The organism is Ruegeria sp. BHSC276 (assembly GCF_059612945.1).
On record NZ_JBXWRP010000007.1, the window covers coordinates 86206 to 100566 of the forward strand.

Annotated in this window: 14 protein-coding genes; 4 read left to right on the forward strand and 10 right to left on the reverse strand. The window is 65.1% G+C overall.

The features are described from left to right. Positions 1-1974, forward strand: coding sequence for a lytic transglycosylase domain-containing protein (locus AC2FMD_RS12885; protein WP_496795087.1), 1974 nt, complete (start codon positions 1-3; stop codon positions 1972-1974). Here AC2FMD_RS12885 and AC2FMD_RS12890 read toward each other — a convergent pair. Both AC2FMD_RS12890 and mnmC2 read right to left on the reverse strand, forming a co-directional pair. Beyond that, positions 1948-2817, reverse strand: a complete 870-nt coding sequence (locus AC2FMD_RS12890; RefSeq protein WP_496689616.1) for a DMT family transporter — start codon at positions 2815-2817, stop codon at positions 1948-1950. The two genes, AC2FMD_RS12885 and AC2FMD_RS12890, sit on opposite strands and share 27 nt — an antisense overlap. Then, entirely contained in the window at positions 2814-3479 is a 666-nt protein-coding gene (mnmC2, locus tag AC2FMD_RS12895) for a tRNA (5-methylaminomethyl-2-thiouridine)(34)-methyltransferase MnmC2 (protein ID WP_496743453.1), read from the reverse strand. Before mnmC2 ends, AC2FMD_RS12890 begins: the two co-directional genes overlap by 4 nt. A 55-nt stretch (positions 3480-3534) precedes the next feature. On the opposite strand from mnmC2, the gene AC2FMD_RS12900 reads away from it, so the two are divergent. Beyond that, positions 3535-4569, forward strand: a complete 1035-nt coding sequence (locus AC2FMD_RS12900) for an NAD(P)/FAD-dependent oxidoreductase (protein WP_496680391.1) — start codon at positions 3535-3537, stop codon at positions 4567-4569. On the opposite strand, the gene AC2FMD_RS12905 is transcribed toward AC2FMD_RS12900, so the two are convergent. The 4 genes from AC2FMD_RS12905 to AC2FMD_RS12920 form a co-directional block, all read right to left on the reverse strand. Next, entirely contained in the window at positions 4561-5370 is an 810-nt protein-coding gene (locus AC2FMD_RS12905) for an HTD2 family dehydratase (RefSeq protein WP_496795088.1), read from the reverse strand. The two genes, AC2FMD_RS12900 and AC2FMD_RS12905, sit on opposite strands and share 9 nt — an antisense overlap. Before the next feature lie 49 nt (positions 5371-5419). Further along, the gene (locus AC2FMD_RS12910) at positions 5420-5962 is read right to left on the reverse strand and encodes an NADPH-dependent FMN reductase (RefSeq protein WP_496795089.1); all 543 of its coding nucleotides are present in this window, start codon (positions 5960-5962) and stop codon (positions 5420-5422) included. A gap of 132 nt (positions 5963-6094) precedes the next feature. Further along, a complete protein-coding gene (locus AC2FMD_RS12915) occupies positions 6095-6766 on the reverse strand; it encodes a YiaD family glycine zipper/OmpA-like lipoprotein (RefSeq protein WP_496710732.1) in 672 nt (223 codons plus the stop codon). A 132-nt stretch (positions 6767-6898) separates the two neighbouring features. After that, positions 6899-7546: an RluA family pseudouridine synthase gene (locus AC2FMD_RS12920; RefSeq protein WP_496795090.1), complete on the reverse strand. Its 648-nt coding sequence runs from the start codon at positions 7544-7546 to the stop codon at positions 6899-6901. Between the two features lie 96 nt (positions 7547-7642). Here AC2FMD_RS12920 and AC2FMD_RS12925 point away from each other — a divergent pair, with 96 nt between their 5' ends. Then, entirely contained in the window at positions 7643-8053 is a 411-nt protein-coding gene (locus AC2FMD_RS12925; protein ID WP_496680383.1) for a nuclear transport factor 2 family protein, read from the forward strand. 2 nt (positions 8054-8055) lie between these two features. After that, complete coding sequence (locus tag AC2FMD_RS12930; protein WP_496742464.1) at positions 8056-8769, forward strand: SGNH/GDSL hydrolase family protein; 714 nt, start codon at positions 8056-8058, stop codon at positions 8767-8769. Here AC2FMD_RS12930 and rarD read toward each other — a convergent pair. From rarD to AC2FMD_RS12950, 4 genes are all read right to left on the reverse strand, one after another. Next, a complete protein-coding gene (rarD, locus tag AC2FMD_RS12935) occupies positions 8760-9665 on the reverse strand; it encodes an EamA family transporter RarD (RefSeq protein ID WP_496742463.1) in 906 nt (301 codons plus the stop codon). The two genes, AC2FMD_RS12930 and rarD, sit on opposite strands and share 10 nt — an antisense overlap. Before the next feature lie 264 nt (positions 9666-9929). Beyond that, on the reverse strand, positions 9930-12383 hold the full coding sequence (locus AC2FMD_RS12940) for a GcvT family protein (RefSeq protein WP_496795091.1): 2454 nt from the start codon (positions 12381-12383) through the stop codon (positions 9930-9932). A 90-nt stretch (positions 12384-12473) separates the two neighbouring features. Continuing rightward, complete coding sequence (locus AC2FMD_RS12945; RefSeq protein ID WP_496795092.1) at positions 12474-13445, reverse strand: GlxA family transcriptional regulator; 972 nt, start codon at positions 13443-13445, stop codon at positions 12474-12476. Positions 13446-13456: 11 nt separating this feature from the next. Then, a complete protein-coding gene (locus tag AC2FMD_RS12950; protein ID WP_496795093.1) occupies positions 13457-14353 on the reverse strand; it encodes a homocysteine S-methyltransferase family protein in 897 nt (298 codons plus the stop codon). Between the last annotated feature and the right edge of the window lie 8 nt (positions 14354-14361).

Sequence of the window (14361 nt, forward strand, 5' to 3'; positions counted from 1 at the left end):
ATGACACGGATTCTGGCACTGATTGCCACGGCGATTCTGGCGATGACGATGCAGATCGGAAACGCGCGCGCCGACAGCGTGGCCGACCTGCGGGCCGGACTGGCGGAAATGCGTGCCGGAGATTGGAACGAAGCCCTGCGCGTCGCAGGCGCGCGCGGCTCGGTTTCGCGCGACATCATCGTGTGGCACTGGCTGCGCCAGGGATTCGGCAGTTCGGGCGACGTTCTGGTATTTCTTGACCGGCGGCCCGACTGGCCCGGACTGGCCTGGTTGCGCCGCAAAAGCGAGCCGACCTTCACCGGCGCCGACCCCGACCGGGTTCTTAAATTCTACCGGGACACCCCTCCGCAAACGGCCGAAGGCGCCCTGAACCATGCCATCGCATTGATGGCGAAGGGACGGGTCGGCGACGCGCAGGCCGATATCGTGACTGCGTGGCGCACCATGCCGATGGGAGAGGGCCTGCAAAAGGACTACGTTGAAAACTTCGGTAAACTGCTGAAACCGCATCATCAGGCCCGGCTGGACCGGATGCTGTGGGACGGGCACCTGATCAGCGCGGCTCAGATGCTGCCGCTGGTGGGCAGCGACTATCGCAAACTGGCCGAGGCCCGGATCGCGCTGCAAAAACGCGCGCCCGGCGTGGATGCCAAGATCGCCGCGGTGCCCAAGGCGCTTGCCGATGATCCGGGGCTGGCCTTCGACCGTTTCGTATGGCGTGACCGCAAGGAACTGGACGACAGCGCCATCGACCTGATGCTGACCCGCTCGACCAGCCCCGAGGCCCTGGGCGAGCCCGACAAATGGGCCGAGGGGCGGCGTCGGCTGGCGCGGCTGGAGATGCGTCAGGGCGATGCGAACCGCGCCTATGCCATTGCCGCCAACCACCACATGACCCCCGAGATGGGCTATGGCTATGCCGACCTCGAGTGGCTGTCGGGGTTTCTGGCCCTGCGCAGGCTGAACGATCCCGACACGGCGGTGCGGCATTTCCAGAATTTCCTCGGCGCGGTTCAATCGCCGATCTCGATGGGTCGGGGCGGGTATTGGCTGGGCCGGGCCTATGCCGCGCAGGGCAACGCCGAGAAAGCCTATGAAGCCTTTGCCTTGGGGGCGGACTATCAGACGTCGTTCTACGGGCTGCTGGCGGCCGAACAAATCGGCCGCCCGTTCGACAACGATCTGGCCAACCCGCGCCGGGCGCCACATTGGAAACAGGCCGATTTTGCGAATTCCAGCGTTCTGAAGGCCGGGTTGCTGCTGCTGCGCGCGGGCGAACGCGACCTTGCCGAACGGTTCCTGACCCATCTGGTCGAGGGGCTGGACCCGGTACAGGCCGGCCAATTGGGCGACCTGGCTATCGAGTTGAACGAGCCGCACCTGGCCGTGATGATCGCCAAGCGCGCGGCGACCGAAGGGGTCGTTCTGCCCGCGGCCTATTACCCGATGCACCCCGTGGCCGACATGCGCCTGCCGATGGCCGAAGAGATGGTTCTGGCCATCGCCCGCCGAGAAAGCGAGTTCGACCCGGTAGTGGTCAGCGGCGCGGGTGCGCGCGGCCTGATGCAGGTGATGCCCGCCACCGCCAAGCTGGTGGCGCAGGAATTGGGCATTCTAAGCGGGCACAAGACCCCTCGGCTGACCGCGGACTGGCAGTACAACGCCAAGCTGGGGGCCAATTACCTTGCCAAATTGGCGGCCGATTTCGACGGAAACGTCGTGATGATGGCCGCCGGCTACAATGCCGGACCGAACCGGCCGATCTCGTGGAGGGAACGCTACGGCGACCCGTTGCGCGGCGAGGTGGACATGATCGACTGGATCGAGACCATCCCGTTTTCCGAGACCCGCAACTATGTGATGCGGGTGACGGAAAGCCTGCCCGTCTATCGCGCGCGGCTGGGCAAGCCGGCGCTGCCTATCCCGTTTTCGAGGGAACTGACCGGATCAACCCTGGCGGCGTTCGCGCCATAGGGTGAACAGCCCCGCGGCCACCACCAGCGCAGCGCCCGCCACCACGGCAGGGCGCAGGGTTTCGTCAAAGATCGTGATCCCCAGGATGGCGCTCCACATCAGGTGGAAATAGGCAAAGGGCTGCACCGCGCTGGCCTCGGCCATCTCATAGCACTTGATCAGCAGCCAGTGCCCCAGAACCCCGGTCACGCACAGCAGGCCCATCCACAGCCAGTCGCGCGGCACCATCGGCTCCCAGAACCACAGGCCGATCGCGGTCATGAACACGGCGCCCACCACGCCGGTCCAAAAAAAACTGGTGGCGGTGCTGTCCTGACGCGCCACATAGCGCGTCAGCAACCCGTAAACCGCGAACATCAACGCCGAGATCAGCGGGATTACCGCCCAAGGGTTGAACACGCCCATCCCCGGCTGAAGGATGATCAGAACGCCGATGCACCCCACCCCGATCGCGGCCCACCGGCGCCAGCCGACCGTCTCGCCCAGAACCGGCCCGCTGAGCGCGGCCACCAGAAGCGGATAGCAGATGAACACCGCCTGGCTTTCGATCAGGCCTAGGATGGTGAACCCATAGACCGCCACGCAGATCTCGCCCGCCAGCAGCAGGCCGCGCAGGATCTGCAACCCCGGCTGCCGGGTCCGCGCCGCAGCGGCCAGACCGCCCGGCGCCCGCGCCGCAAGCGCCAGCACGAAAAGCGCGAAGAACCAGTATCGGATCATCACCACCATGTAGGTGTTGTAGGTGCCCGCCAGGTGACGCGAGATCCCGTCCTGCAGGGCAAACACGATGGTCGCGCCGACCATCAGGGCAATGCCGGCCTTCACGTTGTTCTGCTGGCTCATGGCTTGACCGCCCGGGTCATGTGCCGCTTGCGGCCATAGCCCGGTGCGCGGGCAACCTCGAACCCGGCCTCCTGCAGGCCGCGGCGCACGAATCCGGCCGCCGTGTAGGTGGCCGCCGTGCCGCCGGGGGCAGTGTGATCGGCCACCTGCCGCATCAGGTCTGGCTGCCACAACTCGGGGTTCTTGGCCGGTGAAAACCCATCGAGAAACCACGCATCCGCCTGGCCGGCCCAACCCGGAAGCGTCTCGCGGGCATCCCCTTCGATCACCGTCAAGCGCAATGACCCTAGGTCACAGGTCCCGCCCTGCCACGCGTCCAGAAACCGGCCTGCCCAAGGCGAGATCCGGGGAAAAGCCGCCAGCGCGCGCGCCATGTCGGACGGGTCCATCGGAAACGCCTCGAAACTGGTGAAGGTCAGCGGGCTGCTCTGCCCCGAGGTCTCCCACGCGGCCCAGGCCGTCAGCATGTTCAGCCCGGTGCCAAAGCCCAGCTCAGCGATGTGAAAGCCGGGGGCGAACCGGGCCGGCAGGTCATTGCCCGCCAGAAAGACGTGGCGGGTCTCCTCCAGCCCGTTTTGCAGGCTGAAATAAGGGTCGTCGAACCGGTTCGACACCGGGATGGTTTCGTCCGTCCACGACAATTCGGCGCGCTGGTCTGCCATTAGGGAATCCTGTAGCTAGGCGGCGCGACACTGAACAAGGGAAAGAGGTTTGGCAATGGTCGATGTGACGATCCGCGGCGCCGGGATTTTCGGCCTGTCCATCGCCTGGACCTGCGCCCGGCGTGGTGCCAGGGTTCAGGTCGTTGACCCGTTCGGCCCGGGCGCCGGCTCCAGCGGCGGGCTGGTTGGGGCGCTGGCGCCGCATGTGCCGGAAAACTGGAACGACAAGAAGGCGTTTCAGTTCGAAAGCCTGCTGATGGCCGAACCCTTCTGGACACAAGTCGAGGCCACCGGCGGCGTGTCGCCCGGCTACGCCCGGTTGGGGCGGCTGCAGCCGATCGCCGATCAGCGCGGGCTGGACCTGGCGCATCAACGCGCCGAGACCGCCCGCAGCCTGTGGCAGGGCCGCGCCGATTGGACGGTGCGGCGGGTCGAGGAGGTCGGCGCCTGGTGCCCGCCCAGCCCCACTGGATTTGTCATTCACGACACGCTCAGCGCGCGGATGCACCCGCGCCGGGCCTGTGCCGCGCTGGTGGCCGCCCTGGCCACGATGGGGGTCGAGGTCGCTGCCGAAGCGCCCGACCGGGGCCGGGTGATCCATGCCACCGGCGTGGCCGGGTTGCTTGAGCTGTCGCGGGCCTTCGGCAGGACCGTCGGCAGCGGCGTCAAGGGGCAGGCGGCCTTGCTGCGCTTCAACGCGGGCGACGTGCCGCAGCTGTTTGCCGATGCGATCCACATCGTGCCCCATGCCGACGGGACGCTGGCAATCGGATCGACGTCCGAGCGCGACTATGATGACCCCACCAGCACCGATGCTGCCCTGGACGACGTGATCGAACGCGCCCTGCGCGCGGTGCCGGTGCTGCACGGGGCCGAGGTGATCGAACGCTGGGCCGGTGTGCGCCCCCGCAGCAAAAGCCGCGCGCCGATGCTGGGCGCGCATCCACTGCACAAGGGTCAGTTCATCGCCAATGGCGGGTTCAAGATCGGGTTCGGCATGGCCCCCAAAGTGGCCCAAGTCATGGCCGATCTGGTTCTGGAAGACCGCGACACCATCCCCGAGGGTTTCCGACCCGACGCGTCACTCTGACTGCGCGAAGGCGCAGGCCTGCATGCACTGCCGTCCGTCCGGCCCACGCACCCAGAGGTCATTCCCGTTGCGGCACAACGTGGCCGGTTCGAAATGCATCAGCGGCGACGAGGCCCGAAACGAGAACTCGGCCAGCGGCCCCAGCAGATCGGTCGCCAGCAGCATCAGATGCTGCGCCAGCAACGGGCCATGCACGACCAGCCCGTCATAGCCTTCGACATCGCGGGCATAGTCCAGATCATAGTGAATGCGGTGGCCATTGAAGGTGAGCGCCGAGTAGCGGAACAGCAGCGTCGAATCGAACGTGACGGTGCGCGCATCGGTCTCGTCGGTCCGCGCGACAGGCGGAATCGGCTTACGCGCATCCGCTGCGGGGTCCTGACGATAGACCAGATCCTGCCATTCGGTCAGGCACAGGGTTCCGCCCTGACGGATCTCGTGGCGCAGGGTGACGAAGCCCAAAGGCCCGGTGCGTCCAGTTTTCGTGGTGGCCTGCTCAAGCAACGAGCGGCGCTCGGCCATGGCGCCTGCGCGCAGCGGCGCGTGAAAACGCAGCCGCCCGCCCGCCCACATCCGGCGCGGCAGCCCAAGGTCGGGGATCAGCCCATCCCCTACGGCCGGGTGTCCGTCGCGCCCGAGCTCGGCCGGCGGGCGCGGAGACCAGAAATACAGCTGGTGAAAGAAGGGCGGCAGCGCTGAGCCGGCCTCGATCGATGCGGTTTGACCCAACGCAATCTGCAAGGCCGCAGCGCGGGCAGGGTCCATCACGTCGGTTCGGGTTTCGGCGGAACGGTCGGTCATGGCGGCACCCTAGGCCGCGCCCATCCGGCCGGCAAGATGGCCCATCGGCCTAAAACTCGGCTTCGGCCCGCAACTTCTGCATCAACTCGCGCAGCGTCGCCTCGTATCGGTCGCTGATCAGTCGTCCCTGATCGTCGAATTCGTTCGAACTGTCGGCCAGGTGCAGTTCCGGCCCCGCCAGAACGCGCGGCTGAAACGGCACCATGGACGCCCGCAGGATCATCTGCGCCCGTTCGCCCCCGGCCCGGCCTGCCGCCGCCGACATCACCGCCACAGGCTTGTCGGCCCAGGGCCGCCCCTTGGTGCGACTGACCCAATCCAGCGCGTTCTTCAGCACGCCCGACGGCCCCTTGTTGTATTCGGGCGTCGAGATGACCACCGCATGCGCCTGGGTGATCTGATCCGCCAGTAATTGCACCTTGTCCGGTATCCCGACGCTGTCTTCGAGGTCGCCATCATAGAGCGGCAGGTTCAGATCAGCCTCGATGAACGTGCCAGGATTGAACAGCCGGGCGGCCTCTCGCAGCAGCCTGCGGTTCGTGGCGTTCTTCCGCAACGAGCCGGACAGGCCCAGAAGGATAGGGTCGGACATGGGGAAACTCCATCATCGTGTCTGGTTGCAGTTTAGCCGTTCCAGCCGCTAACCATAGCGCGCTTGACGCGCAGTCAATGTGCAAAAAGAAAGGGTCGCGCGCCGCGACCCCATCGTGTTGTCTGTCGCGTGTCAGGCGTTCCCGCTGGGCACGATCACGATCTCGACCCGTCGGTTCTGTGCCTTGCCCTCGGGCGTCAGGTTCGAGGCGATCGGCTGATTTTCACCCCGCCCGATGGTCGTGATGCGCGCATAGCTGACCCCGTTGGCCTGCAGGATGTCGGCGACCGCATTGGCGCGACGTTCCGACAGGGCCTGGTTGTAGCCCGCATCGCCGTCGCTGTCGGTATGGCCGATGATCTGCACATTGGACTTGGGGTAATTCACAAGGTTCTGACCGACCCGCACCAGATCGGCCCGCAGCGCCGGACGGACAGTGGCGCTGTCGGTGTCGAAGGTGATGTCGTTGGGCACGGTGACGATCAGCCGGTCACCGGCATTCACGATGGTGATGCCGTCATTGGCCAGTTGCTGGCGCAGCTCGGCGGCCTGTTTGTCCAACTGGTTGCCGATCAACCCGCCCCCAGCAGCACCGATGGCCGCCCCGGCCAACGCGCCCAGTCCGGGGTTGGAATCATTGGCGATGGCCCCCACACCAGCCCCGATCAGGCCACCCAGAATGGCGCCCTGCCTGGCGTTCTGGTTCGGGTCGTCCTGCACTCGCAGGGTCCCCGGATCGGTACACGCGCCCAGAATAAGGGCAGCGCTCAGTCCCAGCGGCAGCGCGAATCTGGAAATCGTCATGGAATCACCTTCTGCTCCTGTACCCGTTTTTCGGGCTACTTCGTTGAAGACATTTTATCATGCCAGCAGCAATACGGCTCAAGCGACAAAATGGCGAGATCGGCGAATACCTGCCCGCCGGGGCAAAGAGGGTCAGAAATCGGGCGCGGAGCGGAATTTCATCGACACGCCATCCTCGGGGTGTTTGACGCGCAACTCCTCGGAATGCAGCATCAGGCGCGGAAAATTCCGCGCGGGCCCTTCGGCATAGAACGGATCGCCCAGAATCGGATGGCCAAGCGCCTGCATGTGGACCCGCAGCTGGTGCGAGCGCCCGGTCTTGGGAAACAGGCGGATGCGGGTCGTGTCGCCGTCGTGCCGGACCACGCGCCAATCGGTCACCGCGGGCTTGCCGGTTTCATGGCAGACCATCTGCCGCGGCCGGTTCGGCCAATCCACGATCAATGGCAGATCGACGGTTCCGGCCTTGGGTTCGACCCGCCCCCAGACCCGCGCGACATAGGTCTTGCGGGTCTGCCGGTTCTCGAACTGCTGGCCCAGGTATTTCTGCGCATGCGGCGTCTGGGCAAAGATCATAACCCCCGATGTGTCGCGGTCCAGCCGATGCACCAGCAGCGCCTGGGGAAAGGCCGCCTGAACGCGGGTCAGGAGGCAATCGGCCAGATGCGCCCCCCGCCCGGGCACCGACAGCAAACCCGCCGGTTTGTTCACGACGATTACCTGCGCGTCCTCGTGCAGCACGTCCAGCGGGGTTTGGGGCGGATCATAGGTATCGCTCATGCGCGCTGCCTATCGCAGGGCGTGGGTTCTCGCAACGTCGTCCTTGCGATGGGGGTGCTGTTCGCGCAACTCTCACCCCCAAGCGGAGGAGACGAGATGCACCCGACGATCGAACGCATACAGGAGGTGGTTGCCAAGGGCGACGAGAGCCTGATCCACGAATTGCTGGCCGAAGATGTGCGGTTCATGCCGCCGACCTACTACAGCACTTGGACGGGACGCGCGCCGGTGGCGGCGGTGCTGGCCCATGTAGGCCAGGTGTTTTCCCAGTTCCGCTATCGCCGGATCATGGGCGCGGGCAAGGACTGGGCGCTGGAGTTTCAGTGCAAGGTCGGCGATCTGGACGCGGTGGGCGTGGACCTGATCACTCTGAACGACGACGGGCTGATCCAGACCTTCGAGGTAGTCATGCGCCCATACAAGACCATCGGCGCGCTGCGCGAGGCGATGATGGCGCGCGTGATGACCGACGCCCGTTTCCTGGAATTCAAGTCAGCGTTGGGCTGACCATGGCTGCCCCCGTCGGCGTGGACCAGATCGCCCGACTGCCTCTGCTTCCGCTGCTGGCGGTGCAGGCCTTACTGGTGCGCCAACGCGCGCTGCGACTGCCCGAGCCATCCGGCCCGCGCGAGGGGCGTCATGGAAAAGGCCCCCGACTACGCCTGCTGATTGCCGGCGACAGCTCGGCGGCGGGCGTCGGCGCCGGCACCCAGGATCAGGCGCTCTCGGGGCAATTGATCCGCCAGCTTGCACCGCATTTCAGCGTCGAGTGGTGCCTGATCGCGACCACCGGTCACACCACGCGGGACACGATCGAGGCACTGAGTGACATGACCGATTCCTTCGACGTTGCCGTCACCGCGCTTGGGGTGAATGACGTGACCCGTGGTGCGACGGTCAAACAGTTCCAGAAACACCAATCCGATCTGTTTGACTGCCTCACCCGCGACCTGGGTGTCCGTCGTATCATCGCAACCGGCGTCCCACAGATGGAGCGGTTTCCGGCCTTGCCGCAGCCTTTGGCCTGGGTGTTGGGCCGACAAGCGGCGCGTCTGGACACCGGGTTGCAAAAGGCCATGAGCCGGTATCCGCAAGCGCGACACCTGGCCCTGAACCTGCCGGACGATCCGGCCCTGGCGGCACCGGACGGGTATCACCCCAGCCCCAAGGCCTATGCTCTCTGGGCGCAGCAGGTGGCTCGGTTAATCCTCGATCAGGCCTGACCGCGCACCTGCCGGATCATCGGCAGTGAATACACCACCAGCGCCGACCAAATCAGCGGAAATGCAATCATCCGTCCCCGGTCGACCTGCTCGCCGAAAACGGTGATCGCGGTGATGAAGATCATCGTTGGCGCGATGTACTGAAGGATGCCCATGGTCGACAGCCGCACCATCTTGGCCCCGTTGGCATAGACCAGCAGAGGCACCGCCGTGACGATTCCTGCGCCCGCCAGAAGCAAAGTGTCGCTGGCCACCAAACCAAAATGCCCTTCGCCCATGGCAACCAGCCAAGTCACATAGGCCAGCGCAGGCACCAACAGGATCAGCACCTCGAGCAGAAAACCCTGGTTCGGCCCGATGGGCAGAGACCGCTTGAAAAAGGCATAGAACCCCCAGCTGATCATCAGACCCAAGGCGGCCCAAGGCAGGCGCCCGGCCTCGAGGATAAGAACCAGCACGCCCAGGGCCGCCAGACCAACAGCGATCTTTTGAGTGCGCGTCAAAGATTCCCGCAACAGGATCGCCCCCAGCGCAATGCTGAACAGTGGGTTGATGTAATACCCCAGCGCCGCATCCAAAGCGTTGCCGCTGGCAATGGCCCAGACATAGATAGCCCAGTTCACCGAGATCAGCGCAGCAGTCAGGCAAGCCATTCCCAGCATGCCCGGATCACGCAGAGCAGCCTTCAGATCGCCAGTCCGGCCCAGCGCGATCAGCAGCAGCCCCGCAACAGGCACCGACCAAATAATCCGATGGGCCACCACTTCGACCGGAGAAATATGCGCCATGGCCTTCATGTAAAGCGGCAGGAACCCCCACAGCAGATAGGCCGTGACGGCGAGGGCCAGCCCCTTGGGCGTGTCCCCGGAGTCGGTGGTGAATGCGGGCTGCGCCATGCAGGTTCTCCGAGCGTTGTACCCGGTTCATATGGCAGGTTGCGCCGCGAAGGGAATACGGATTTCTGTTGCGTCGGCCATCACGGGTCTTGATCGGACACGACACGTCCCGCCTTGTTTGAAGAATATTTTGCGAGGCTCTGCCTCGCGCTCCGGGATATTTGGGGCCAGATGAAGAAGGGGAGAGCCCACTTCATCTGGCTGAAAATATCCCGGGGGAGACGCCGAAGGCGGCGGGGGCAGAGCCCCCACCAATCCGGCAGGTCACACCTTCACCCGTTCGGATTTCGGGTCATACATCGGCTTGAGCGACGCCTCGGCCCGGACTTTCGTTCCGCACACGTCGATCTCGTAGGTCGAAGCCAGCACGTCCGCAGCCTTTTCCCCCTCGCAGGGCACATAGCCCATGCCGATGGCACCGCCCAGCGTGTGACCATAGTTGCCCGAGCTGAGATAGCCCACATACTCGCCATCCCGGATGATCGGTTCGTTGTGGAAAAGCAGCGGCTCGGGATCGGTCAGGCGGAATTGCACCAGGCGCGATTTCGGGCCGCTTTCCTTGCGGGCGATCACCGCTTCGCGGCCGATGAAGTTACAACCCTTGTCCACCTTGACGGCAAAGCCCAACCCGGCATCCACCACGTGATCCTCGCAGGTGATGTCATGGCCGAAATGGCGGAAACCCTTTTCGATCCGGCAGCTGTCCATCATGTGCATGCCGCAGAGTTTCAGCGCCATCTCCTGCCCCGCTTCGTGCAGCGTTTCAAAGACGTGGCCCGCCATGTCGGACGAGACGTAGATCTCCCAGCCCAGCTCGCCCACATAGGTGACGCGGTGGGCGCGGGCGAGGCCCATGCCGATCTCGATCTCCTGCGCGGTGCCGAAGGGGTTTGCCGCGTTCGAGAAGTCGTTGGGCGATACCTTTTCCAGCAAGGCCCGTGAATTCGGCCCCATCACCGCCAGAACGCCTTCGGCCGCGGTGACATCGGTGATGACCACGTTGTAGTTCCCTGCGTGGCGCATCATCCACGTCTGGTCCGCCAGACGCGTCGCCGCCGGGGTGACCACCAGATAGGCTGTCTCGGAAAGGCGGGTGACGGTCACGTCGGCCTCGATCCCGCCGCGGCGGTTTAGAAACTGAGTATAGACGATCTTGCCCACGGGCACCGCATAGTCGCCGCCGCCGACATAGTTCAGGAACTTTTCGGCATCAGGGCCTTCGACCCGGATCTTGCCGAAGGAGGACATGTCGTACATGCCCACGTTCTCGCGCACCGCGCGGTGTTCCGCGGCCGAATTCTCGAACCAGTTCTGGCGCTTCCAGCTGTAGCGGTATTCGCGCTCCTGCCCTTCGTTCGCGAACCAGTTGGCGCGCTCCCACCCGGCCAGTTCACCGAACACTGCCCCGTGTTCTTTCAGGTGGTGGTGGAACGGCGTCCGGCGCACACCGCGCGCTGTGGCCTTCTGACGATAGGGGTAGTGGTCGGCATAAAGCAGACCCAGCGTTTCCTTGGAGCGTTCGAACAGGTATTTCCTGTTGCCCTGGAAGGGCTGCATCCGGCTGATGTCCACATCGCCCAAGTCAAAAGGTTTCTCGCCGCTGTCCATCCATTCGGCCAGCGCCATGCCCGCGCCGCCCGCCGATTGGATCCCGATCGAGTTGAAGCCGGCGGCGACCCAGACATTGTCCATCTCGGGCGCAAGGCCCAAGTGATAGGCATCGTCGGGCGTGAAGCTCTCGGGGCCGTTGAAGAAGGTGTGGATCCCCGCCTCGGCCAGCATCGGCATGCGGTTGCAGGCGGCCTCGAGGATCGGTTCAAAATGGTCAAAATCCTCGGGCAGCTGGTCGAACTCGAAACTGTCGGGGATGCCGTCCATCGCCCAGGGCTTGGCGCTGGGCTCGAAGGCGCCCAGCAGGATTTTCCCGGCGTCTTCCTTGTAATAGGCGCATTCGTCCGGCACCCTCAGCACCGGAAGCTGGGTCAGGCCCTCGATATTCTCGGTCACGATGTAGAAATGTTCGCAGGCGTGCAGCGGCACGTTCACGCCCGCCATGCGGCCCACCTGATGACCCCACATGCCGGCGCAGTTGACCACCATGTCGCATTCGATATGGCCCGAGTCGCTGCCGTCGTCGGCCACCCAGTCCACACCCGTAACGCGGCGGCCCTGTTTGGCGATGTCGGTGACCTTTACCCGCTCTTTGACGATGGCGCCGCGCTGACGCGCGCCCTTCGCCAACGCCAGCGCGATGTTGGCCGGGTCACCTTGGCCGTCCAGCGGCAGATAGACCGCGCCCTTGACCCCATCCAGATTGAGATGCGGATACAGTTCGGCCACCCGCTCGTTCGAGATCTCCTCGACCTCGACTCCGAAGGCGCGGGCCATTGCGGCCTGGCGATAGATCTCTTCCTTGCGCTCCCCCGTCAGCGCCACGGTGATCGAGCCGCAGCGTTTGAAGCCGGTGGCGACGCCGGTTTCCTCTTCGAGTGAGCCGTAGAGTTCCTGGCTGTATTTCGCCAGCTTGGTCATGTTGGCGGTGGCGCGCAGCTGGGCGATCAGGCCCGCCGCGTGCCAGGTGGTGCCGCTGGTCAGCTGCTTGCGTTCCAGCAGCACCACGTCTTTCCACCCTTTCTTGGTCAGGTGATAGGCGACCGAGCATCCGATCACGCCGCCGCCGATGATGACCACGCGGGCCTTGCTGGGAAGATCAACCATTCCGATGTCTCCGAATCTTGGGTCTTGCGCGAAGTCTGCCACGGGAAGGCGGCAGGAAATCCATCAAAAACGTCACGAAACCGGCGATAATCACCGTGAGCCGGGCGTGCGCCTCTGACGGCGCATGACGAAGGGGGTAACGCCGTAGACGCTTTTGTAGATGGTCGAGAACCCGTTCGGGAACCCGCAGGCCAGCCCGATCTCGCGCACGCTCACGGTGGTGTTCAGCAGCAGGTTGTTGGCCTTTGCCAGCCGCATTTCGCGATAGAACCCGTTAGGCGTGGCGCCGAGATAGGTCTTGAACTTGCGCTCCAGCGAGCGGTTCGACAGGCCGAGGGCCGCGACGATCTCGTTGATCGGCACCGGGTCTTCGATATTGGCCTGCATGATCTTGATGCACTGGTCCAGCTTGTCGTCGCCGGTGGTGGTCGCATTGACGCCCGAGAAGGGCTGCATCGAGCCGAAATCGCGGATGTTTTCATGCAGCATGATGTCGGCGACGGTCATCTTGGCCGCGCCCGAGACATGCCGGCCGATCAGCGCCAGCGTCACATCCACGGTCGCGCCCATTCCGGCGCAGGTGACGACGGGGCCATGTTCCGTCGCGATCGAGAACTTGGCGTTGAATCCCGCCCCGCGTTCGCGCAGGAACGAGGCGTTTTCCCAATGCGTCGCGTGATCCTCGGCGCCCTTGTCCTTGATGTAGCGGCTGGCGGCCTCGGCCAGCAGAAAGACCTGCGAGCCGCGGTGGGTATAGTCCGAGATCACCCGCGCCAGCGACAGGTCGGGGTGGTCCGGGTCGGTGTTGCCGATGACGAAGAGGTAATCCGCAGTGGGCTGCCGGATCACCGGCTCGGTCTCGACATAAGCCCCGGCGCGGCAGGCGACCGTGCCGCCCCGGAGCGAGCGGTAGGTATAGGTGAAGGGCGGCACAGGGCAGACCCGGTTGGCGATGCGCAGCACGTCGGCCACCCCGGCCAGTTCAGTCAGCACAAACCCGTCGGCGACGAGGATGTCCACCTGCCATTGCCGTTCGGGATAGGGTGCCGTCCGCTCTGCCAAGCCTATGCTCCTCAGACGATCCGGTGACCCGCCGCGCGCAGGTGGCCCGCCAGTGCCTCGATGTGATCGGGGCCGACCTCGCAGCAGCCGCCGACAATCGTGGCCCCCTGCGCGACCCAGCCCATCGCGTGATCGGCGTAGGCCTCTGGGCCCAGATCCTGCCGCTGTTCCAGCGCGTCCACGGTGGGCGCGTCCTGAAGGAAACCCTCGGAGATGCGGGTGAAGCCGTTGGCATAGGCGCCGAAGGGCCGCCCGAAGTCCTTGATGATCTCGAGCGCGGCCGGGATCGCCTCGTGGCGCGAGCAGTTGATCAGAACCGCCTCGGGGTCGTAGCGGTCCACCAGGGGCGCGATGTCGCCCAACGGCTCGCCCGAGCGCAGGCGGGCGCCGTCGTCATCCATCACGGTCAGCGCCAGCCAGACCGGCTTACCGCAGCCTTCGGTGCCGCGCAGCGCGCCCTCAGCCTCTTGCACTGACGAGACGGTTTCAATCAGAAACAGATCGATACGATCGGCCATCATCTGCACGATCTCGCGGAATTTTTCCGCCGCCTCGGCCGGGTCGGGGTTCAGATCTGGGCGGTACGAGGCCAGCAAAGGGCCGAGAGAGCCCGCGATGCGGCCCTGCGGGAACCCGGCGCGGGCGCGTTCGGCTTGGGCCAGCGCGGTGTCGATCAAGGCGGGCAGCTGGTCTTCCATGTCCACCCTCACAAGTCGCGAGCGGTGCACGGCGTAGGTGTTGGTGGTCGCGATAGTGGCGCCGCGCCGGAAATAGTCGGCATGGACTTCGCCCACAAGGTCGGGGTGGTCGATCATCACCCGCGTGGACCAGAGCGGCGTCGCCCGGTCGCCGCTGCGTTTCACCAGTTCCTGCCCGATCGAGCCATCCAGAAGCGTGATATCGGTCATATGCAACT